Below are 21,880 nucleotides of genomic sequence, written 5' to 3'. Positions count from 1 at the left end.
TTCCGGTTCCTCGGGTGATGACTCGGCAGCGTCGGCCCGTTCGGTCAATACTGTCTCCGAACCAGGGGACTCGGGCGCGCACGCCCGGGTAGTTCAGGGTTCGCCAGCGCCACGTCCACACGTACGGGAAATCGGTCATCGTTTTTGCGTGGGGCGGCTGACCGTGGCGGCGGCTGTAGTCCGGGCGCGCGATCAGGGTACGGCTTGGGAACGGCGCGCATGAGAAGCGGACGTACGGGGAAAAGCGTGCCGGTTCCTTGATGACTGAAGACCGTGACCGAAAGCGGGCGCGGGGCCCGCCGACCTCGACGTTTTGACGGACGCAACGGGTCGACGGGCCTCGCTGTTACCCGTCCGGAATCAACCGGGCGGGGTCACGGCCGCAACCACACCGCCTCATCTCGGTGTGACTCGAGCGGCCCCGGGTAGTCGAGGCCGCGCCGGACGGTGTCCGGCAGGCGCCAGGGCTGGTGCACGGCGCCGCCCTCGATTCCCTTGAGTTCGGGTATGTAGCGCCGAACGTACACGCCGTCCGGGTCGAATCGCTGGGCCTGGCGGATCGGATTGAATTTCCGGTACGGCCGGGTGTCGTTGCCGGTGCCGGCCACCCACTGCCAGTTACCTGAATTGTTCGGGACGTCCCCGTCGAGCAGCCAGCGGAAGAACCATTGCACCCCGGGACGCCAGTCGACGCCGAGGTGTTTGGTCAGGAACGCCGCCGTGATCAGCCGTGCGCGGTTGTGCATCCAGCCTTCGGCGCGCATCTGCCGCATGCCGGCGTCCACCACCGGAACGCCGGTCAGGCCGTCCCGCCAGTGCTGCAGCGCGTCCGTGTCGGAACGCCAAGAAGTATCGCCGGACGGGCGAATCGGCTGGGTCGACAGGTCCGGCATCATCAGCGCGATCTGGTAGTAGAAGTCACGCCAGCACAATTGCCGCGCGTATTCCTCTGCGCCCTGCTTGATCGCCGCGTTGGCCAGTTCCAGTGGGGACAGGCAGCCGAAGCGCAGGTACGGGCTGAGCCGGCTGGTGCCGTCGGCGGCCATGTCGTTGTGCAGTTCGGGATAGGGCCCGATGTGCCGCATCCAGGTGGCGAACTTGCGGCGGGCCTCGGTCTCACCACCCACGGCCGCGTCCGGTGACTCGCCCGGAGGCGGGTCGGGCAGGTGTCCGGCCGTGATCCCGTCCGGCAGGGTGATCCGGTCGGGGGTGGCGACCTCGTCGCGCCAGGTCGCCGCTCGCCAGGTGCGGTGATAGGGCGAGAACACCTTGTACGCGCTGCCGCCCCCACCCGGCCGCAACGCGCCCGGATCGACAACGGTCAGGCCGGGGAAGAGTTTGAGCGACATGCGGTGCCGCTCGCATTCCTCGCGGAGGCGTTGCTCACGGGTCCGGGCGTACCGGCTGACGTCGGCCGCCATGCCGATGCCTTCGGCGCCGGCCGCACGGGCCACCTCGACGGCCTCGGCCACCGGGTCGCCCGTACGGATCACCAGGTCGCCGCCCTTGTCCCGCAGGGTCGCCCGCAGGTCGGCCAGGGCCTGGCGCAGGAAGCGGGTGCGGTTCGGCGAGAGCCGGCCGAGCTTCGGGTCCAGCACGTACAGGGGCACCACCTGTTCCGCGTTCGCGCAGGCCGCGGCGAGGGCGGGGTTGTCGCGTACGCGAAGGTCGCGGGTCAGCAGGACGACGGCGGCCCGCACCTCAGGCCGCCATCGGGACGGGTGTGCCGGGCCTGGTCAGGAGGCTGCGGACGGCGACAGCGGCCCGGCGGCGGTTGGGCACGGTCGCGCGCTGGGCGAACACGTCGTAGTCGTTGGCCTCGATCTCGCCGAGGATGCCGCCGTACAACGCGTACGCCGTGCGCATGCAGGCCTGCGACGCGGGTTCGAGCATGACGATGCCGGGGGCGGCCGCCGCGTAGTGCTCGCGAGCGACCCCGATCTCGTACCGGATGAGCTCTTTGATCTGGGGGGTGGCCTGGCGGCGCTCGAGGTCGGCGCGGGTGACGTCGAACCGGCCGAGGTGCGACTCGGGAAGGTAGACGCGGCCGCGGTCGAGGTCCTCGGCGACGTCGCGGATGAAGTTGGTGAGCTGGAACGCGAAGCCGAGCTGGCGGGCGGGCTCGCGGGCGGCGGCCGGGTCACGCGACCCGAGGATCGGCAGCATCATCGTGCCGATCACTGCGGCCGAACCCTCCATGTAGTCCAGCAGGTCGTCGTAGGTCGCGTACCGGTCGACCGTGAGATCCATCGCCATGCAGCGCAGAAACGTCGCGAAGTCGTCGACGTCGAGGTCGAAGACCGCGATGGTGTGCAGCACCGCGGGTAGCAGCGGGTCATCGACCGCCTCGCCGCGCAGGCCGCCGACGAACGCGTCGGACCACTCGCTCAGCCGGCGGGCTCGTTCGTCCGCAGGAAGTTCCCAGGTTTGATCGACGATCTCGTCGGCATACCTGGTGAACCCGTAGAGGGCGTGCACGTGCCGCCGCTTCCACGCCGGAAGGAGCTTGGTCGCCAGGTAGTACGTGCGGCCGTGGCGCCGGTGCAGCTCGCGGCAGCGCTCGTAGGCAGCGGTCAGATCGATGTCCACGGGTGCCCTCCGGAAAAATATCGACGCACGAATCGACGCAACTTCAAAGTAAGGGTACGGTACTCCACGTGGCCAATGACACGCTCGTGGGAAATCAGCATCGGGGCATTCCCCGCCAGGGCGCGTCGCCGCACGCGCTGATAGACGCGATCGAGGGCACCCTGGCCGATTTCCTGGCCGCCCAGATCGCGTCGCTCGACTCGGTCGACCCGGCGCTCGGCGGGTTCGCCCGCACCGCCCGTGACCTGGTGCTCGCCGGTGGCAAGCGACTCCGGCCGGTCTTCGCCTACTGGGGCTGGCGCGGCGTCGCAGGCCCCGACGCGCCGCTCGAACCGATGCTGCCGGCCTTCGCGGCCCTCGAGCTCATGCACACGTTCGCGCTCGTCCACGACGACGTGATGGACGAGTCCGACACCCGCCGAGGCCGGCCGACCGCGCACCGCATCTTCGCCGACCGGCACGAGCACGACCGGGGCGTCGGCGATTCGGAGCGATTCGGCGCTGCCGCGGCCATCCTGATCGGTGACCTCTGTCTCGTCTGGGCCGACCAGCTGCTGGCGCGTTCGAACGCGCCGCAGACCGTTCGCGCCTGCTACGACCGCATGCGTGTCGAGGCGATCGCCGGGCAGTACCTCGACGTCCTCGGCGAGAGCCGGCCCGGCGCCTGGTCGGTCGAGCGTGCCCTGCTGGTCGCCCGGCACAAGACGGCCAGCTACACCGTCCAGCGCCCGCTGCAGCTCGGGCTCGCGCTGTCCGGCCACACCGATCCGCAGACCGATTCCGCGTACGGGGCCTACGGGCTCGCGGTCGGTGAGGCGTTCCAGCTTCGCGACGACCTGCTCGGCGTGTACGGGGATCCGGCCGTCACCGGCAAACCGGTGAGCGACGACCTGCGTACGGGAAAACCGACCGCCCTGCTGATGCTGGCCCGCAAGCTCGCCACTCCCGAGCAGCGCGCCGAGCTGGCCCTGAACTCCGCCGGAGCCGTCAACCCCGCCGACGGCTCCGGCGGCTTCACCCCTGCCCAGCTGCAGCGACGCGCCCAGATCATCACCGAGACCGGCGCGCCCGCCCGGCTCGAAGCGATGATCCAGGAGCGGGTCGCCGACGGGGTCGCGGCGCTGGCGACTGCCCCCATCCACGAGGACGCCCGAACGGCCCTCATCGACCTTGCCGTCCGCGTGACGCACCGACCGGCATGATGTCCCTCCGGGAGGTGCGTTCCATGCGAACTGTGACAGGACCGACTGAGCGAGTGGTGGTCGTCGGCGCCGGGCTCGGCGGGCTCGCCTGCGCCCTGCATCTGGCCGCGGCCGGACGCCAGGTCACCGTGGTCGAACGCGAGGCGGTGCCGGGCGGGCGGGCCGGCAAGCTCTCCGTCGACGGCTACGACTTCGACACCGGCCCCACCGTGCTGACCATGCCCGAGCTGATCGCCGAGCCCCTCGAGGCCGTGGGCGAGAAGCTGTCGGACTGGCTCGAACTGACTCCGCTCGACCCGGCGTACCGGGCGTACTACCCCGACGGGTCCACGTTGGACGTGCGTACGGACACGGTTCGGATGGCGGCCGAGATCGCGCGCGTCTGCGGCGCCCGCGAGGCCGACGGTTACCTGCGCTTCGTCGACTTCGCCCGGCAGCTGTGGAAGCTCGAACGCGACCACTTCATCGACCGCAACCTCGACACCCCGCTCGACCTGGTCAACCTCAACCTGCTCAAGCTCCTGGGCATGGGCGGGTTCCGCCGGCTCCAGCCCAAAATCAACAAATACTTCCGCGACCCCCGTACGCAGCGCATCTTCTCTTTCCAGGCGATGTACGCGGGATTGGCCCCTCAGGACGCCCTCGCCATCTACGCCGTGATCGCCTACCTCGACTCGGTCGCCGGCGTCTACTTCCCCAAGGGCGGCATGCACGCCGTGCCGCGGGCCCTGGCCGGCGCGGCTGAGAAACACGGCGTGACCTTCCGGTACGAGACCACGGTGGCCGACGTCGAGACGGCCAACGGGCGGGCCACCGCGGTGATCACCGCCGACGGCGAAAGCATCCCCGCCGACGTCGTCGTCCTCAACCCCGACCTGCCGATCGCCAAGCGCGACCTGCTGCCCCCGGCCCGGCAGCGCCGGCTCAAGTACTCGCCCTCCTGCGTGGTGCTGCACATCGGCTCGCGGCAGGGCTACACCAAGACCGCCCACCACAACATCCACTTCGGAGCGCGGTGGCAGGGCACGTTCGACGAGATCATCGACCGGGGCACCCTGATGAGTGATCCCTCGCTGCTGGTGACCAACCCGACGCACACCGACCCGGCGCTCGCCCCGGAGGGACGGCACAGTTATTACGTGCTCGCACCCACCCCGAACCTCGTGGCCGGCCCGATGGACTGGCGTGGCGGCCTCGGCGACCGGTACGCCGCGTCACTGATCCGCACCCTGGAACAGCGCGGCTACATCGGCTTCGGCGACGGCATCGAGGTCCAGCGGATCATCACCCCGGCCGACTGGGAGGATCAGGGCATGGCCGCCGGCACCCCCTTCGCGGCGGCGCACACGTTCGCCCAGACCGGCCCGTTCCGCCCGGCCAACCTGCACCCCGGCCTGGACAACGTGGTCTTCACCGGCTCCGGCACCCAGCCCGGCGTCGGCGTGCCGATGGTGCTGATCTCCGGCAAGCTCGCGGCGGCCCGCGTCACCAAGGCGGCCTCGTGACCGCCCGCGAATCCCACCTGGTCGAACTCGTCGACGCCGACGGGGTGGCGCTCGGCTCGGCCACCGTCGCCGACGCCCACACGACGCCCGGCCAGCTGCACCGCGCGTTCTCCGTCTTCCTGCGCGACCCGTCCGGCCGGGTGCTGCTGCAACAACGCGCACCGGCCAAGACCCGCTTCCCGCTGCGCTGGGCCAACACGTGCTGCGGCCACCCCCTGCCCGACGAGCCGCTGACCGTCGCGGCCGCCCGGCGCCTGGTCGAGGAGGTCGGAGTCGCCGACGTGCCGCTGACCGAGGTGGGGGTGTACGCGTACTACGCCGAGGACCCGGCCACCGGGCGCGTCGAATACGAGTACGACCATGTGCTGGTGGGGGACCTGCCCATCGGCGTACGGCCGACGCCCGACCCGGACGAGGTGGCCGACCTGCGCTGGGTGTCGGTGCCGGCGCTGCTCGCGGAACTGGAGAGCGATTCCCGGCCGTACGCGCCCTGGCTGCTCGGCGTCACTCAGCGGCTCGCCTCCTCCTCCGGGCTCGCCTCCTCTTCCTCCAGGCTCGCTGTCCCCTCCTCCCGGCTCGCTGTCCCCTCCTCCGGGCTCGCTGTCCCCTCCTCCGGGTCCGCTGCTTCCTCCTCCGGGCTCGCTGCTTCCGTCGACGCGGGTTTCGTCGAGCCCGATGGGCGTTGACGGCCTGACCGCCGGAGCCGTCGCCCGTCGCCTGGGAGTCGCGGTGACGACGCTGCGCACCTGGCACCAGCGGTACGGCCTGGGGCCGAGCGAACACGTCCCGGGCCATCACCGGCGCTACACCGCGGAAGACCTCGACCGTCTCGAGGTGATGAGGCGGCTCACCGCACAAGGGGTCGCCCCCGCGGAGGCGGCAGCTTGGGCCCGCCGTACGCCCCTGGACGGCGCCCCGCCCGGCGCGGCACGCCACGGAGGCGGCAACGCCATCCCTCTCGGCGCCGTGGGGGCTGCAGCTCGCGGTCTGGGCCGGGCCGCCATGCGCCTGGACGCGCCCGCGATGCGCGACATCCTCGAAATGGTGATCGAAGAACGCGGCGTGATCGGCGCCTGGACCGACGTCATCATGCCTGTGCTCGTCGGCGTCGGCGAACGGTACGAGGCGACTCAGCGCTTCGTGGAGGTCGAACACCTGCTGTCCCGTGCCGTCACCGAGGCGCTGGGTTCGGTGCCCCGCCCCGGCAGCCTGCGGTCGCCGCAGGTGCTGCTGGCCGCCGCCGACGAGGAACAACACACCCTCCCCCTGGAAGCGCTGGCCGCAGCCCTGGCCGAGGCCGGCATCCCCGCCCGCCTGTACGGCGCTCGCGTGCCCCCCACCGCCCTGGCCGACGCGATCGAACGCACCGGCCCCACCGTGGTCGTGCTGTGGTCACAAACCCCCGTCAGCTCCGACCCCGCCCAGCTCGAACAAGTTGCCGCCGGACCGCACGCGCCCCTGCTCGTGGCGGCCGCCGGCCCCGGCTGGGCCGAGCCCCTGCCCCCCGGGGTGGTCCAGCTCACCGACCTCACCACGGCCGTGGAAACCGTCACCGCCGCCGTGACCTGACGTTTGCGCTGGTCAGGCCCCTGCCGCCCGGAAGGGGATACCGGTTTGGAGCCAGGGCCTGCGATCACGTATGCTTTCCAAGCCTCAAGCGGGGGCCCGGTTGGGGTCAAAGCCACAAGGAATTGCAGACGTGCAATACTGGCGGCGTTGCCCTCATCGTCTAGTGGCCCAGGACGCCGCCCTTTCAAGGCGGTAGCACGGGTTCGAATCCCGTTGGGGGCACTGGTAAGTTAACGGCCAGACCGGTTCGCTAGACTACCGGAGCAGTAAAGAGCAAGGTCCTGTGGAGCAGTTGGAGTGCTCGCCGCCCTGTCAAGGCGGAGGTCGCGGGTTCAAGTCCCGTCAGGACCGCAAGTAACAACAAGGCCAGGTAGCTCAGTTGGTACGAGCGTCCGACTGAAAATCGGAAGGTCGGCGGTTCGACCCCGCCCCTGGCCACGAGATCAAGTCAGCCCCGACCAGCGCGAACGCCGGTCAGGGCTGATCTCTATCCGGGGTTGTGCGCCGTCCGATCGCGTGAATTGCTCACGGCGGCTTTTTCGAGCGGGTCGATGGTGCGTCAGAAGCTTGGCCGCCTGCTCGATCTGCGCAGGCGTCTCGGAGCGCATCAGGTGCGCGTAAACGCGCCGGGTGACCTCCGGCGTGGAATGCCCGAGGATCATCTGAACGATCTCGATCGGGACGCCACCGGCCAGCATGAGCGAGCACGCGCCGTGCCGGGTGTCGTGCAGCGGGCACGGCGGTAGGCCGCACGGGGCGACGTGCTGCTCGAATTCGACCGTCACCCGATCCGGTCGGAGCGGGATGCCGTCCGGTCGGCAGAACACCAAACCGTGATCTCGGTAGTCGATGCCGTAGAACTCGCGTTCCTCCTGCTGGGCCTCCCGGTGCCGGGCAAACGCGTCCTGAGCTGGCTTGGCGAGCGGCACCCACCGGCGGCCCTTGCGCGACTTTGGCGCCTTGAACAGGCGGCCCACGTGCACCTCCCCGCACACCGGGCACTTGGCCTGCTCGAGCGTGACCTGGGTGCGCGTCACGGACACGATCGTCTGCCGGACGCGTAGCCCCGCGCCGTCAGCGTCGAGATCCGACCAGCGCAGGCCGCACAGCTCGGCACGGCGGAGGCCGGCGTACGCGGCGAGTTCGTAGAGTGCCGACAGCCGGTCGTCGAAAACGTGTTCCAGGAACTGCGCGGTTTCCTCGGGCTGCCACACCTCGGGCTCGTCATCCTCGTCAATGGCGTCTGCCACGGGGATCGAGTCCATCCGCCCGACGGCGGGATTCAGCGGGATCAGCCCGGCGCGCTGGGCGGCGGAGAGCGCGGCGCGGATCGTGCGCCGGTAGCCGTCGATGGTGGATGGAGTCCGCTGCTCGATCCGGCGGCCGACGTTGCCGGCAGGTCGCTCGCCCTCGATTGGCGGCGCCAGGTCGGCGAGCACATCCTCGATATGGCTACGCCGGAGGTCGCGTAGCAACTTGTGACCGAGTTGGGGCCGCCAGGCATCGCGGATGTGCCCTCGATAGTTCTTGATCGTGTTGGGCGATTTCTTGGCGGCGATCAGCGCCTCGATCCACTGATCGAGCCACTTGCCGAGGGTCATGCGCCGATCATCTGTCCACGTCCCGGCGTTGAGCTTGGCCAGCTCAGCAGGGAGCGCTTCCTCCGCCTCGGTCTTGGTCTTGAAGCCACCTCGGGTCGGCTGTTTGCGCTTGCTGGTGTGGGGGTCGATACCTGCGTCTACTACGAATGACCATGAGCCATGCGGCTTCCGGCAGTTCTTGATCTTTTTTGCCGGCGCTGTCGCGGCACTGACAGCGCTTGAAGACGGAGCCTCGCAAAGCGGGCGTCCCCTCTCGGATCGATGGGTGTGCGAGCCACCGGCACGCATCGTCCGCATTCCGGCGCGACGCGTGCCCGGCGGCCCTGCGGTTGGTGGAGGTTTGGTCAGGCGGCGAGGTGCCCCGTGGCCGGGTCGTTGTCCTGGGCGTCGAGCCAGGCGTGGAAGCGGTGCACGGGTACGATCCAGCGCCCTCGGATTCGCTTGGCGGGGATCTCGCCGGCTCGGATCGCCTGGTAGGTGCCGCCGAGGCTGAGGCGGAGCAGGCCGGCGACCTCCTTGACGGTGTAGGTGGCCGCGGCGCCCGCGGGCGGTCGCGTCGCGGTATCGGCGTGGGTGAGCGTGATGACGTTGGCCATCAGGGGTTTGCCTCCCGTGCGTGCGATGCGGTTGGGGCCACGCAGAACGGCCCTGATCGAGGCCGCATTCGAGCACCCGCACGTGACGATCGACTTCGCCGGGTTCGCGGGCGAGACGCTGCGAGACGCCATCGCCGAAGTTCTGGACCTAGTCCGGGCCGGCCGCATGGCACCCGAGACGATTGCCGTCCGCCTGTTGATATCAGACATGTCGGTGCCGATGGCGCTGCCTGCGTTGGTAGCCACCGGAGGCGATGACCCTGCCGTGCGAAAGCGGCAAGAACGGATCACGCGGCGATCAACGGATGGGATCATCGACCAGGTAGAGGAGCTGGGAGACCTCGGTCTCGTGAAGTCGGCGACGGTGGAGGCTCGGATGCACAGCATCGCCCCGACCTTCAAGCTCTACCTGTTGAACGGCCGAGAGGCGTTCTTCGGCTACTACTCCGTCGTCAAGCGTGAGGTGACCATCGGCGGCAACCCGGTCGAGATCTTCGACCCGATGGGCAAGGACGTGACCCTGTTCCACTACGCAGCGGACGACGACGAAGGATCGCACGGCACACAGTTCGTCGAGTCATCGAAGGTCTGGTTCGACGCAGTCTGGAACAGCGTCGCCCGAGAGTGCCGCCCGTGAGCAGGGCAGACCTGGCACGGCTAATCAGCGCCGGACCGCTCCTAATGGACTTCGACGGCCCTATCTGTTCCGTCTTCGCGGGCTACCCGGCGCCTCGCGTGGCGACAGAACTCGTCAAGCTTCTTGTAGGGCTCGACATCGAGGTGCCGGCGGAAGTCCGGGGCGAGCCGGATCCGATGGAGGTGCTGCGGTGGGCAGGGGAGCAGTGCTCGCCGAAGGTGGTCACGGCAGTCGAGGATGCGCTTTGTGAGGCGGAGCTACGTGCCGTCGCCGTCGCCTCGCCCACCCCGTTCGGACACGAATTGATCGCCAACGCGCACGCCCGCGGCCTACCGGTCGCAATCGTCAGCAACAACTCGGTGCCCGCCGTTGAGGCGTACCTCGCCGCCCACGAACTCACGTCCCTGGTCGCGCCGATCGTCGGTAGGGCGTACGCGGACCCAGCGAGGATGAAGCCCCACCCTGGGCCGATCCGGGACGCCGTACGGATCCTCGGTGCTTCGCACGCATATTGCACGCTGGTTGGCGATTCGCTTACGGACATCGAGGCCGCTCAAGCGGCTGGCGTCGGCGTTGTTGGTTACGCCAATCGATCATGGAAGGTTGACGCTTTCTCTGCCGCGGACGCTGTGGTCACTTCAATGCAAGACCTTGCCGAGATCCTGTTGTCGAACGGTACCTAGAGCAGCGCGGCCCTCGCTCGGGGTCATCGAGGGCGCCCGCGCGGCCGGCGTTCCCGGCGGCAACACGGAGACCCGGTGACCGCGCTCAGGCCGACGGCCGACATCGACCGACACGCACAATCGCACCCACGGCCTAGATCGTGGAAGCAGCGGCGGCATTCCCTGCGCCACGCCCCAACGCGGACTTCAGAAGGACAGCCCCAGCACCTTCGTCGCGGAACCTGCGGCACCGTGGGTCTCTGCGGACCTTGTATCGACTGGGAGTCTGCCCCTACAACCCACAGAACGCGCCCACGATGGAAGGATGGGGTGCACGGGCGCGACGAGGACCGGGAGAACCAATGCGCAAGATGATGTTCAGCGTCGACTCCCGTCTGCTCCGCGAGCTAGGTGAACGGCTTGTCGGCCGTCCCCACATCGCTCTAGCGGAGCTCGTGAAAAACGCATACGACGCGGATGCAACGAAGGTTGTCATTCGATTCAAGAAGAACCAGATAGAAATCAGCGATAATGGCCACGGAATAGACTTCGATACCTTTGAGAAAAGGTGGATGCGCGTCGGGTCAACACACAAGGAGGCCCAAGAGGTATCGCCCCAGTTTCGTCGACCGCTTACTGGGTCCAAGGGTGTCGGCAGGCTTTCTGTTCAGCTCTTGGCCCAGAAGATGGAGCTACGCACGGTCGCAGCTACGAACACCGGTAGCGAGCTGAAGGTGGGAGTAGACTGGAATGAAGCGGTCGACGCCGGGCTTCTTACGGAGGCCCCAGCGTATTATGAGATAACCGAGTCCGAGTCCGGCTTTCCGGAGGACTCTCCTCACGGAACAACGCTAATTCTGAGCGAGCTTAATCAGCGATGGACCTCTGAAGCGCTCGTCGACCTCGCCCGGGAAATTTGGCCGCTCCAACCGCCTTTTGGGTTGGTATCCGCCGGCCAGCAAGAAGTATCGAGTTTCACCGTCGAGCTTGACAGTCCGAATAAGGCCGCGGTCGACGCTTTCGACAAACAAATGCGTGCGGTTCTGGACCTGTGGACGGCGCGGTTGATCGGAGAGCTACTTCCCGAAGATGCCGAAGTTCCTGCTGACGTGCTCGACGTCCTCGATGCAGAAGACAGCCGGCAGGCGAGCACGGACGGCTCGGCAGCCGTCAACGATCGTCGCTGGGATCGGGCAGACGAATTTGAGGCGCAGCCTGAGACCGACACTAACGCCCCGTTCCGCATTATGCGATTGACGCTTCAGTTTCAGGATAATAGCCGCGAAACCGTGCACTACCGCCTCAAGAACTGCCATCTCGATCTTCTGGACTTCCAGATCCGCGTCTTTTCACTTCAATATCGACAGCCCCGGGGTGTTCGGGTGGAGGATGCGCGGCGTTACCTCAGAAGATTCGGCGGCGTGCACGTCTATGATGCAGGCTTTAACCTCCCATACTACGGAGCCGATACCGACTGGCTTCGCGTCGAGATCGATCACTCCCATCGTCTCTCCCGATCTGCGCTGTTGCCCGAGTCGATACAACGTACGGAGGGGTTGAATTATCTTCCGACAAACTCGCGGCTCTTCGGAATAGTCAATATCAACACCTCTCATGAGCTGCGTGCTGCGATGCGAAATGGGAGCGCCGCCGTGCGCGAGGCACTAAGAATTCAGGTGAGCCGCGATCGCCTTGCAGGAAACCGCGGTTATAGAGACCTGGTTGTTCTTGTCCGTTGGGCGCTTGACTTTTACGCTGTACGTGAGGCTGCCCGCGCCTGGACCTCTCAGGAGGTAACCCAGCGTGCCGAAGTACCGACAAGCCATCGAATCGAGCGCCTTGACGAGGCCCTGGAGCGCTGGCGGCCGTCGATACCGGAAGGAGCATTCCGGCAACTTAGTGCAGAAGTTCGCGGTGCTATGCAAAGCGCCGATACTGAGGCTAGAGCACAAGCAGCTAATACTGCGCTACTCGCTTCGCTTGCGACGGCTGGGATATCGGCCCTTGCCTACGAACACGAGGTCGAGAAACAGCTTCAGCTACTGGCAGACTTGTCGCGTCGATTACGACTTGCTGAGCGCGGTGAAACGAGTGTCGCGCTACCTGTGCTCGCCGATGACCTCGAAGAGTGGGTCGAGCGAGCCAAGGCAACGCGTGCGCTCTTCTCCCACTTGCTTGATGAAGAAAATCGCAGTGCAAGGGGACGGTTCAAGGCAAAGGCACTCGTGGACGACGTGGCGCGCCAGGTTCGCCTCCTTCTGCGGGGGGCAAAGGTAACGACGGACTTTTTGTCTCCTGACCTCCGCTTACCGTCGGGTGGATACGTCGAGTGGAGCAGCCTGTTCCAGAATCTCATGACTAATGCTGTTAACGCGATGACGGACAGCCGTATCAGGATCATTGACATTAGGTCCGCTGCTAGCCGTGGGAAGCAAACTGTACTCGTCCAGGACACAGGCGTCGGCGTCGACCTGACCCGAGCTGATGAGCTCTTCGAGCCGTTCGTTCGCAGGCAGCAGATTAGTCAGGATCGGGCGGCACTCGGTTTGGGCGGAAGCGGCCTCGGCCTGACTATCGTTCGGATGCTCGCAAATGAACTACAGTGCAGCGTCCGGTTTATACAACCGACGGGCAACTATTCGACGTCCGTCGAAGTGGCTTGGAAGGAAGCTTGATGAACAATCAGATTATTATATGTGATGACGAAACTGACAGGGCAATGAAGTGGGCAGATTTTCTTGAGAAGATCCCCGACGTCGCGGACACATATGCAGTCTCTACACTTTCGGACCGAGGCTTAGCGCAAGCCATTGGGATTCTTGAAGCCCGTCGACGCTCCGCACGTGGAGCTGCAGAAAAAGATCAACATTCCAAAAGAGAGGCGCTCGTCGAGACACCGTTCGACTCGGCCGCCATGGTGATCGTTGACTATGATCTGATCGACCTCAGGGCAGAGGGAGATCAGAACGCTTACGCAGGGCCTTCAGAGACTGGTGAGCGAGTGGCATATCTCGCCAGATGCTATTCGAGATGTGACACCATTGTTGCATTGAACCAGTTCGTTCGTCAGTCGACGTTCGACCTGAGGCTACGTGGGCATCTCAGTTCATATGCCGATTTAAATATCGCTAGCGACGACCTTATGCGTCCCACGCTTTGGCTAGACGATCAGGAAGGCTATCGCCCGTGGAGTTGGCCTTGTCTCGGCGACGCGCCGGCGCGGCACAGGGCGAGAGTTGAGTTCGTGGAGGAACACATGGACGAGCCGATCCTAGCCGCACTCGGAATTCTTTCAGGGGAAGCTCGTTCGCCAGCGTATGAGGCAATGCAGAGAGAGCATCTTGAGTTTCTCTCTAGAGATGTGGCCGAAACCGCCACCTTTAGAGACTTCGTGGTGAACTCAGGTAAAGGCCTCAGAGCCAGAGACGAACTTTGGGAACCGCAAGCGGCCGCTCGAATTGCTGCTGCGCGTGTGCATAAATGGCTGGAAAGAGATGTGCTACCAGGGCAAGATATTCTTGTTGACGGTCCACACCTAGCGCTTCGTTACCCCAGTCTCATTGGTTCCACGGACACCGACGCTGCGCTTCGTCACACCACTCGACGTACGGCGGACGGTGAGTCGGTAGGCCTCCTCAGCGAAACAATCGCGTACGCTGCCTTCCCTCATCCGAACTGGCTTTCACGTCCGTGCTGGTTCTGGCCTTCGCTCGCAAATGATGAACGCATTGTGGAAGTCGGTAGGCCTTGGGAGGCGGCAGATATCTCGCTAGTCTTCTGCGAGGACGCTTCTGATTTCCGAATAGCGGATTCCGCAAGGGAATTCAGGGCGGAGGTTCTGGGTCCCTTCGGCCGCCGTTACGTCGCTGGATTGGATGGAATTTCGTACGAGCCTGCTGTCAGATTTGCATTATGAAAAATGACAAGAAGGCGAGCGGGTCCGTTGAGCGCGGGACTTGCGTACGACTGTTGCAGCACCTTGCAGACGACGGCTCTCGCGAAGTGAGACGGTTCGAAGGGGTCCGGGCGTCCGCCAGGGAAATACTCGCGGCGGAATATCGCCCGTTGGAAGACCGCGAACTTGAGGCGATCCTATCGAAGGAGTTGATCGACACTGGGGAGAGGGGGGCAATATTCTGCCGGCCCGTGCTAAAGGGAACTCCAGTCTTACTTCCTTTGTTGTGCGCGCGAATAGACCTGAGCGGGGAACGTCCCGATGCTAAATTTAGGGTCGCGCTCTTCGATATTGACGATAACGTGGAGAACGTCGTCGGCTGGAGGTTCGAGACTCCTTCGAAAGGCGGTGACGGCATGCATAACTACCATCATGCCCAGCCAATTACTGGATTGATTCGGGGCAGACCATTCTCGAACGCCCAGTGGTTCAATGAGACTACTCCTGCCTTCCTGTTGGATGCGCATTCCCCGGCGGCATTGATGATTGCGATGATCGTATCGCTTTACGGCATTGGTCGCATTAATGAATTGCTCGGTCTCGGTTTCCGCAATGAAATTCGGTCCGTGGCTGCCGATATGAGGTCAATACAGACATACTGGAACAATTCCTCCCCATCGACATCTTGACCTTATGGCGGTGGCAAGGTGCCCGTCGATCAGGCTACGACCGCTCTGCGAAGACCCGCTCGGTGAAGGTCTGTAGAGCAGCCGACAACGAAGACACCGGCCCCACACCGACCTGGCCAACTGGAGTTGTGACGGCACCATGGCTGTCGACGACGTCGTCTGGCCCAATGACGATGCTTGAGGCGAACGGCGCGAGGCCGCAGCGCGCTTCGGTCAAATAGGTGACGGCTTGAAGGTAGCCATTCCTCCCGACATAGTCGGCGTTGTGCGAATATTTGCACTCCACCAAGAAGGCGCCTTCACCTTGCCGAACGAGCACAAGATCTGCGCCGAGCGGCTGGCCAGCTCCGTGCAATCCGGCGACAGCTGATCTATAGGGTGAGGCGACACCGTAGTACCGCCACATACCTGCGGCTTCGAACCACAAGTCCCAGGGCCGTGCGTCGAGTCCCCGGACCTCGAACGCAGGACCGGTGGAGCCGCCGGCGATGGGCCGAACGCTTCGAGTCGACGCCCCCATCCTGCCAAGTTCATACAGCATGGTTCCCAAAACCCCGAGGTGGAAGAGCCTGCTCCTCAATTCGTCGTCTGGTGCGATCTGGTCTCGTGCCAGATCGGCCAGGGAAGAGAGCGAACGACTCAGCAGGCGACACAAATCAGCGAGTGCGCCCCATGGGCGCCCAGCAGCTCGCATCGCCGAGATCTCGGGCATTCCCGGCTGCTCCGCGGTCGCTTCACGGATCGGCGAAACGTCGAGAAGCCCGAATCCGACCCTGATTCGATCGGCGACAGCGACATCGACTGTTGGGTCGATGCTTATTGCATCGTCGTGAATCGCTGCGAGCGTATCGAGCGTCCATCGCAAAGACGAAACGAGCATTTCGTCTTGCACTCGTAGTCGTCGGCGCGCCACGAAGGTTTCCGGTGGCCAGCCCAGTCGTCGTGTGGCTGGCCAATCGACGCTGCTGGCCGGGGCGTTACTCAGGATTCGATGGCGAGCAACAGTCGCCGGTATCGCCTCCAGCCACTGCGCCCGGCTCGTTGGAAGGCGAGCGATCAATGGGACGCAGCGTTCGAACAGGACGCGGTTGCCGCGCCGTTCGACGTCACGTGGCTTCCACGCTCGCTCCATCGGCTGCTCGGAGGCGACCGCTGCAAGCGCCGAGTAGAGCTGCCCCCTGCCTGTCCAGAGACGCAAAACTTCGTCGACGCCTCGCCAGGGCATTGCCGGCCCGGGCCTGGGGCCGCTCATGCCAGCGCGCGTAGCTGAATGCGGACCCACTGCCAGCCGTCGCCAAGGACGTCGGCCTGGCTCAAAGCAACACCGAGAGCATCGAGACTGTCTTCTTCGAGTCTTGCCAGCAATGGCCCGACAGAGAGCAGGTATGCCTCGGACAGCAGTTCCGGGGCCGGCGCACCTGATGGCATTCCTGCTGCGACGTATGACGGCAGGTCGAGGAACAGTGCAGGGCCCAGGGCGATGGCGTCCGAATTAAGATGCGCTGCATACATCGCCGTGATCGCGCTCGCTATTCCCTCTCGAATCTCGTGGGGCAAGGGGTCGAGTCGTGGCGTCAGAGCTCGGGTGAAGGTGTCGATTTCCGGAGCCGGAACCGGGACCTGGCGGAAGCGACGCCCCAGTGCCATGCCAAGCCGGAAGACTCGGTGCGCATCTAGCGAGTTGTACGTACCGAGCAGGCGCCACTCGCGTCCCGCCTGGTAAACGACAGGATCGATCCCGCTGTCCTCCGCGCCCAAGAACTCCAAGCCGTCAACCTGGGATTCTGCAGTCTCTGCCCATCCGAGCCGGATAGCGCCAGCACCGGACTCCGGCCCGGTACGCCCAACGACCACTTCCTGGCCGGCCAACCATGTGAGTAGGCCTCCGAAGATTCGGTCCATGTCGGCCCGGTTGACCTCGTCGAGCGCAAGCCACCGGTCTTCGCTGATCGCCTCGAGAACCCAGCCCGGACTGAATCGCAGCCTTCCGCTGTCGTCGACGCTTTCTCCGCCGACGAGTTCCCGAGTCCCCCAACTCTCGTCGGGTGTCACGGACAGGATCTCGTGCGGCATCGTCATCCCGTACGCAGCAGGATCAGCGGCTATCTCATTGCGTATCTGAGCTATCAGAGTGGACTTACCCGTTCCGGGCGGCCCGACGAGAAGCACGGCAGGATGCGTGGCGATGGCGAGGCGAACCATCCGCAATACCCGCGGATCGATCTCCAGGGGGGTGGCCGCGACGACGGGAACGGCGGCGTTCCTTGCGCGACGTGTGCCGGCGGGCGCCTCGAAATCCTTCGTAGACTCGACGAATTCGATACGGGTCGCTAATGCGTGGCTGAGTCGTTCCAAGGGCACGATGTCAGGGTCATCGTTCGGGCGACGTGCCGCCACGAACCCCGCTACCCTCCAGTGGCCGACTGCCCTCTCGATCACGACGATTGCATCCGACTTGCCCTCACGAACGTTCTTGATGGCAGCTTCGTACGGCGAATCAGCTTCGGCCGAGTCTGACAAAGCAACCTTTACCAGCGCGGCCTGGGAGCTCGGAGACTGCCCAAGCCGGACCGAAAGGTTTCCCGGCTTACTGATGTATGCGGCATAAACGCGCGCGATAGGGGTCTCGGCAGCATCGGCGATGAGCTGTACGAGCTGGTTGAATTTCGTTGTGCTGGGCGCTGATAGCGCAACGCCATCAAGCGCAGCGTCTAGCCGGTGCGTTATGTCGTCCTGGCCATCGGGCAACTCCACCTGCCGCACTCTAGTAGCATGCACTCCCCTCAAGGGAGCCGGTACATCCACAGACCGGGTGGTTGCTGTCCTCCCGACGCCTTACCGCTTTCCCTCGTGCGAGGCGCCGGGCAGGGGCGAACACCGACGCCCCTCTCGTGGGCACCCCACGGATCACACCGAGAGCGGCTTGAGCCGGTCCGGGTCCATGAGCTCGACGTGCTCCTTCATGTCGAGGAGGAACTCCTCGTCGAACTTCAGCTTCGCCCTTTGCGTGCGCGAGTAGAAGCCTGCGGCGGCCCGGTAGCTGAGCGGGGTCAACCCGTCCTCGTCGACAAGGTCCATCAGGTGGGTGTACTCGGCGTGCCTCGGCCACATGGAGACGGTCGAACGCCATCTTTTGCCGCTATAACCCCAAGCCGCTGTGGGCCAGGGAGCACTGTCCAGCATCGGAACGGCTTCTGCCTCGTCGTACGCGCCCGGGCTGAGTAGTCGTTCGCCAAGCCATTTCGATACGCCGACCGTGACTGCGTTCCCCACTAGCTTCCACCGGTCCCGCCCGTTCTTCTTCTCCGCCGTAGCTTCGGTCAAGGTCCAGTCCTTGGGGAAGCCTTGGAGTTGTTCGGCGTCTGTGATCGACGGGGTAACGATTCGGCGCCCTAGGGGATTGCCGGGAATCCAGATCGCCGGCGGTGAGGGAATCCCCAGCCCCGACCCCCCCTTCACAGTCGGAACTGCGTCCTGAGCCCATCCCAGCCCGGTGAGGCCCTCAGTCCAGTAGAAGCCGTAGGCGTCGGTGGCTCGGTCCGACTCGGCTGGGTCGCCGGCATCTTCGGAGAAGAGCACGGCTCGGGGGTCTTCGGTGCGGCTGGCGACGAAGAGAACGCGCTGTCGGCGCTGGGGGACGCCTGTGAACCGGGAGTCCACGAGTCGGTACGCCCACCGGTAGCCGAGTGCTTCCAACTCCTGAACGAGGTGAAGCATTGCTTTGCCCTTGTCGAGCACGAGCATGTTTCGCACGTTCTCCAGCACAAGCCAGCGTGGATGGTGCTTTTTGAGAAGGCGAAAGACATGTGAAACCAGTCCCGACTGCTCGCCTGCGATACCGGCGGTGCGGCCTGCCTGCGAGAGATCTTGACAGGGGAAGCCGGCGGTGACGACGTCGACGTCGTCGGGCAGCGCCTCGAGGTGCTGCACGTCCGGCTCAAGCGGAACTTTGGAGAAGCGTTTCGTGAGCACGGCCTTTGCCGGAGTCCACACCTCGCAGAGCATCGCTGTCTGCAGCCCGGCTTGCTTGAGGCCGAGCTCAAGCCCGCCTACGCCCGCGAAGAGACCTGCCACACGGAGCCGGTGCTTCGTCACGTCTACCTCACTACTCACAGCGGAGATCCTGTCATATGGGTCTGACATAGCTTGGCCACAAAGTTGGCGAGTCGGCTCCTGAGCTTGCGCTTCGCTACCCGAGGACACCTGCGTTGCTGACGCATTGCTCACACACGCGATGACAACGGATGAATCCAGGCGTCAACCAGCGACAACACAGAGGCTCCATGACCTGCGGCGACGCGGGCCCGCGGTCAAGGCTCGACGTCATCCGACACGCACGCCCGCAGCCTGAAAATCGGAAGGTCGGCGGTTCGACCCCGCCCCTGGCCACGAGACTGGGGCTGGATACTGCTCACCGACTGCGTGAGCCGTGCCAGCCTCGTTCCTTTCCGCGCGAACTTCGTCGCGCGAGGCGGGGGCTACGCCACCCGCACCCCCTCTGCCGGTCTGTTGCGGGCCGTAGGCGTGCGATCGGCTACGCCAACCGCCGCCGTGGGCATTCCGCGAGGCTGCTCTACCTGGTCACAAGGCGGAGTCCGTGGGCCTCTTTGCCGCTGGCCCGGCGTTTTGTGCGATTGCTGCGACCATCGCCGCCGGAGGCATCCTGCGTGGGCCGGGTCCGGCTACAACGTGGCGTTCGGGGTGGCTAATGCTGGTTTTCGGGTGGGGGCTGGAGGATGCAGAACTCATTGTTGTCGGGGTCCGCCAGGACGTTCCAGGTCCAGCCGTGTTCGGATATGGGGGTGGGGGTTATCAGCTCTGCGCCCAGGGACAGCACACGCGAGGTTTCCGCGGCCAGGTCGGGCACCCGCAGGTCGAGGTGCAGTCTGTTCTTGGTGAGTTTCTTGTCGGGGACGCGTTGCAGCAGGAGCTCGATACCGTCGCCGCTCGGGGGCAAGAGGGAACGGTAGGGGCCGGCCGAAGCGGGTTCTGCTTCATAGCCGAGTACGGCACACCAGAAAGTGGCCGAGCGTTCCAAGTCGGCGCAGTCCAGAACCAGGGCCAGAACCACGTCGGGACGGCCGCCGAAGCGTGTCGGGCTCATCGGGGCAATGCCGCGTCGATGCGGTCCAGGGCTGCGAAATCGCCGAGGCGTCGGGTCACGTACGCGATGGCCAGGTTCCGCGCGGGGTCGGCGTAACCGGCCGAGCCGCCCAGGCCGCCGTGGCCCCAAGTGCCGTCCGGCTCGATCTGTACGCCCAAACCCCAGGTTGTCTCCTCGCCGATGAACAGATCGGGGCCGACGAACTGCGGCACCGCGACCGCCGGCAGGGAACCGTCGAGAATCGCCGCGTAGAAGCGGGCCACGCCCGTTGCGCCGGCGTGCAGGTTGACGGCGGGAATCGACGCGCGCCGCCACAAATCGCTGTTGACGACGGCCAGGTCGCGGGCGCCGGCCGGGTTGCTGATGGCCCGCGACTTCACCGATCCGGGTTCGCCCGCGTTGCGTTCGGGCCAGTCAGGGCGGTCGAATTCGAGCTCGGCGCAGCGCGCGATGTCCGCGTCGGACAGCGCGAACCCGAAGTCGAATCCGAGCTCGTCGGCGACGAACCGTGCGGGCGTACGGCCGTCGACGCGCCGCACCAATTCCCCGAGCAGATGCCCGTACGTGAGGGCGTGTTCAGCGGCGACCGTGCCCGGCGCCCATTCGGGTTCCGCCGCGGCCAGGTCGGCGCAGAGCAGATCCCAGTCGGCGAAAGCGGACGCCGGTCGCGGCACGGGGAAGGATGCCAGTCCGGAAGTGTGCGAGAGGACCTGACGTACGGAAGCCGGGGTTCGGAAGCCGGGCCAATAGGTGGCCATCGGCGCATCGAGGTCGATCACGCCCCGACCGGCCAGGAGCACCACCGTCATCGCGATGACCGGCTTCCCGGTCGAATAGACATTGACCAGCGTGTCCGTTTTCCAAGGCTCGGTCCGGGCCGCGTCGCGCCAGCCCTCGACCAGTTCCACCACCGGTTCGCCGGCCCGCAGAATCGTCAGCGCCGACCCTCCGCGCGGATCGGTGGCGAACGCCTCGCCGACTGCCTCGAAACCCGGTGCGATCAAGCCATCCATGAGCGGCACGGTAATGCCCTACAGGTCGCGAACCAACAACCTCAGATTCGGTACGCCGGGAGCGCCGGCCACACGCAGGGTCTGCCCGGCCTGCCGATCCCCGACCACAATCATGTGCCGGTTACGCGGCAGCCCCGCCGCCGTGCGCACAATCACCTCTGCGGCACCGTCGTCCAGCGAACGCAGGTGATTGAGATTCAGGTGCACATCCGGGTCCAGGCGTACGGCCTCGGACAAGGCATCCTTCAGGACGCCGGCCCGGCTCACGTCGAGCATTCCGGCGACCCGAATACCCGGTGGCACGTGCTGCCGGCAGATTCGTAGCACGGCATCCTCGTGATAAACCGCCGCGGTCACCGTACGGGGATGAGTCCGGGCCGCGTACGCCAAAGTCACCGGGTCGAACGCCTCCCGGTCGTATTCGCACAGTGCCGTGAGCCCGCCGTTCGCGAAAAGCTTGGCCACCTCGTTCTCGAAAGCGAGCAACTGCTCGGCGCCCGCTTGGGGACGCGCCGCCCAGCACATGTCGAGAGCCACCCGCAAACCACGCGGCGACCGATCGCGCTCGGCCCGCAAATGGCGCACCATCGCCACCGCATCGGGTGCGGCGCCCTCACCCCACAATGCCTGCACCGGAAGCACCGTCTCCCCGGCCGGCACCCCACGTTGCCGCAGTTCGGCAGCGACCGGGTCGTCGGTGAAGCACATGACCCGCTCGCCGAGCTGCAGCCCGCGGCTCACAAACGCGGCAAGAAGGTCGAGCCGTTCCTCCGGGTCGCTGTACGTCAGACAGGCATGGTCGCCGGGCTCTAGCCGAT

18 protein-coding genes, 3 tRNA genes and 2 pseudogenes (1 of these 23 cut by a window edge) are annotated in these 21,880 nt (G+C 65.7%); 12 read left to right on the top strand and 11 right to left on the bottom strand.

All coding sequences use genetic code 11. The annotated features are described in order from the left end of the window. Nucleotides 1-374: 374 nt before the first annotated feature. Both C8E87_RS14970 and C8E87_RS14965 read right to left on the bottom strand, forming a co-directional pair. A complete protein-coding gene (locus C8E87_RS14970; RefSeq protein WP_133873668.1) occupies nucleotides 375-1,700 on the bottom strand; it encodes a cryptochrome/photolyase family protein in 1,326 nt (441 codons plus the stop codon). Nucleotide 1,701: 1 nt separating this feature from the next. Further along, nucleotides 1,702-2,589 (bottom strand): phytoene/squalene synthase family protein, encoded by an 888-nt coding sequence (locus C8E87_RS14965; protein ID WP_133873667.1) that lies wholly within the window; start codon nucleotides 2,587-2,589, stop codon nucleotides 1,702-1,704. A gap of 68 nt (nucleotides 2,590-2,657) precedes the next feature. Between C8E87_RS14965 and C8E87_RS14960 the strand changes: the two genes are divergently transcribed. The 7 genes from C8E87_RS14960 to C8E87_RS14930 all read left to right on the top strand — a co-directional run bounded on the left by C8E87_RS14960 (nucleotide 2,658) and on the right by C8E87_RS14930 (nucleotide 7,303). Further along, the gene (locus C8E87_RS14960) at nucleotides 2,658-3,791 is read left to right on the top strand and encodes a polyprenyl synthetase family protein (protein WP_133873666.1); all 1,134 of its coding nucleotides are present in this window, start codon (nucleotides 2,658-2,660) and stop codon (nucleotides 3,789-3,791) included. Nucleotides 3,792-3,814: 23 nt separating this feature from the next. Then, nucleotides 3,815-5,296, top strand: coding sequence for a phytoene desaturase family protein (gene crtI, locus C8E87_RS14955; protein ID WP_133873665.1), 1,482 nt, complete (start codon nucleotides 3,815-3,817; stop codon nucleotides 5,294-5,296). After that, entirely contained in the window at nucleotides 5,293-5,982 is a 690-nt protein-coding gene (gene idi / locus C8E87_RS14950; protein WP_133873664.1) for an isopentenyl-diphosphate Delta-isomerase, read from the top strand. The genes crtI and idi overlap by 4 nt, the downstream gene beginning before the upstream one ends. Then, entirely contained in the window at nucleotides 5,972-6,865 is an 894-nt protein-coding gene (locus C8E87_RS14945; protein WP_133873663.1) for a MerR family transcriptional regulator, read from the top strand. The genes idi and C8E87_RS14945 overlap by 11 nt, the downstream gene beginning before the upstream one ends. A gap of 149 nt (nucleotides 6,866-7,014) precedes the next feature. Beyond that, nucleotides 7,015-7,087: transfer RNA gene (locus C8E87_RS14940), tRNA-Glu, on the top strand. A gap of 55 nt (nucleotides 7,088-7,142) precedes the next feature. Next, nucleotides 7,143-7,216, top strand: a tRNA-Asp gene (locus C8E87_RS14935). Nucleotides 7,217-7,229: 13 nt separating this feature from the next. Beyond that, nucleotides 7,230-7,303: transfer RNA gene (locus tag C8E87_RS14930), tRNA-Phe, on the top strand. 5 nt (nucleotides 7,304-7,308) lie between these two features. Here the strand turns inward: C8E87_RS14930 and C8E87_RS14925 are convergent. From C8E87_RS14925 to C8E87_RS14920, 3 genes and pseudogenes are all read right to left on the bottom strand, one after another. Further along, complete coding sequence (locus C8E87_RS14925; protein WP_239080651.1) at nucleotides 7,309-8,466, bottom strand: tyrosine-type recombinase/integrase; 1,158 nt, start codon at nucleotides 8,464-8,466, stop codon at nucleotides 7,309-7,311. A gap of 63 nt (nucleotides 8,467-8,529) precedes the next feature. Continuing rightward, nucleotides 8,530-8,754: pseudogene (locus C8E87_RS46800) on the bottom strand (Arm DNA-binding domain-containing protein); the annotation flags it as partial. Between the two features lie 56 nt (nucleotides 8,755-8,810). Then, a complete protein-coding gene (locus C8E87_RS14920) occupies nucleotides 8,811-9,062 on the bottom strand; it encodes a helix-turn-helix domain-containing protein (RefSeq protein ID WP_133873661.1) in 252 nt (83 codons plus the stop codon). A gap of 19 nt (nucleotides 9,063-9,081) precedes the next feature. Here C8E87_RS14920 and C8E87_RS14915 point away from each other — a divergent pair. From C8E87_RS14915 to C8E87_RS14895, 5 genes and pseudogenes are all read left to right on the top strand, one after another. After that, nucleotides 9,082-9,699, top strand: a pseudogene (locus C8E87_RS14915) (GntR family transcriptional regulator); the annotation flags it as partial. A gap of 44 nt (nucleotides 9,700-9,743) precedes the next feature. Next, a complete protein-coding gene (locus C8E87_RS14910) occupies nucleotides 9,744-10,382 on the top strand; it encodes an HAD family hydrolase (RefSeq protein ID WP_133876831.1) in 639 nt (212 codons plus the stop codon). A 341-nt stretch (nucleotides 10,383-10,723) separates the two neighbouring features. Beyond that, nucleotides 10,724-13,036: an ATP-binding protein gene (locus tag C8E87_RS14905; protein ID WP_166661169.1), complete on the top strand. Its 2,313-nt coding sequence runs from the start codon at nucleotides 10,724-10,726 to the stop codon at nucleotides 13,034-13,036. Beyond that, nucleotides 13,036-14,277, top strand: a complete 1,242-nt coding sequence (locus C8E87_RS14900) for a hypothetical protein (RefSeq protein ID WP_133873659.1) — start codon at nucleotides 13,036-13,038, stop codon at nucleotides 14,275-14,277. Before C8E87_RS14905 ends, C8E87_RS14900 begins: the two co-directional genes overlap by 1 nt. Next, nucleotides 14,274-14,945 (top strand): hypothetical protein, encoded by a 672-nt coding sequence (locus C8E87_RS14895; protein WP_133873658.1) that lies wholly within the window; start codon nucleotides 14,274-14,276, stop codon nucleotides 14,943-14,945. The genes C8E87_RS14900 and C8E87_RS14895 overlap by 4 nt, the downstream gene beginning before the upstream one ends. Before the next feature lie 34 nt (nucleotides 14,946-14,979). Here C8E87_RS14895 and C8E87_RS14890 read toward each other — a convergent pair whose 3' ends face one another. The 6 genes from C8E87_RS14890 to C8E87_RS14865 all read right to left on the bottom strand — a co-directional run. Further along, nucleotides 14,980-15,837: a hypothetical protein gene (locus tag C8E87_RS14890; RefSeq protein ID WP_133873657.1), complete on the bottom strand. Its 858-nt coding sequence runs from the start codon at nucleotides 15,835-15,837 to the stop codon at nucleotides 14,980-14,982. 356 nt (nucleotides 15,838-16,193) lie between these two features. Next, nucleotides 16,194-17,699: an AAA family ATPase gene (locus tag C8E87_RS14885; RefSeq protein ID WP_133873656.1), complete on the bottom strand. Its 1,506-nt coding sequence runs from the start codon at nucleotides 17,697-17,699 to the stop codon at nucleotides 16,194-16,196. A gap of 153 nt (nucleotides 17,700-17,852) precedes the next feature. Beyond that, complete coding sequence (locus tag C8E87_RS14880; RefSeq protein ID WP_239080652.1) at nucleotides 17,853-19,058, bottom strand: DNA cytosine methyltransferase; 1,206 nt, start codon at nucleotides 19,056-19,058, stop codon at nucleotides 17,853-17,855. 592 nt (nucleotides 19,059-19,650) lie between these two features. After that, nucleotides 19,651-20,049 (bottom strand): VOC family protein, encoded by a 399-nt coding sequence (locus C8E87_RS14875; protein WP_133873655.1) that lies wholly within the window; start codon nucleotides 20,047-20,049, stop codon nucleotides 19,651-19,653. After that, nucleotides 20,046-21,062, bottom strand: a complete 1,017-nt coding sequence (locus tag C8E87_RS14870; RefSeq protein WP_133873654.1) for a serine hydrolase domain-containing protein — start codon at nucleotides 21,060-21,062, stop codon at nucleotides 20,046-20,048. The genes C8E87_RS14875 and C8E87_RS14870 overlap by 4 nt, the downstream gene beginning before the upstream one ends. 18 nt (nucleotides 21,063-21,080) lie before the next feature. Further along, a protein-coding gene (locus C8E87_RS14865; RefSeq protein ID WP_133873653.1) for an MEDS domain-containing protein crosses the window boundary here: on the bottom strand, nucleotides 21,081-21,880 show its 3' portion. The gene runs 46 nt beyond the window's last position; only the last 800 of its 846 coding nucleotides appear in the window; its start codon lies off the right edge, out of view; it ends in the stop codon at nucleotides 21,081-21,083.

Origin of the sequence: Paractinoplanes brasiliensis (assembly GCF_004362215.1) — a bacterium.
In the GTDB taxonomy this organism is placed as follows: Bacteria; Actinomycetota; Actinomycetes; order Mycobacteriales; family Micromonosporaceae; genus Actinoplanes; species Actinoplanes brasiliensis.
The sequence above is the reverse complement of the archived record's forward strand: the minus strand, read 5'-3'. Positions and strand labels throughout refer to the sequence as shown.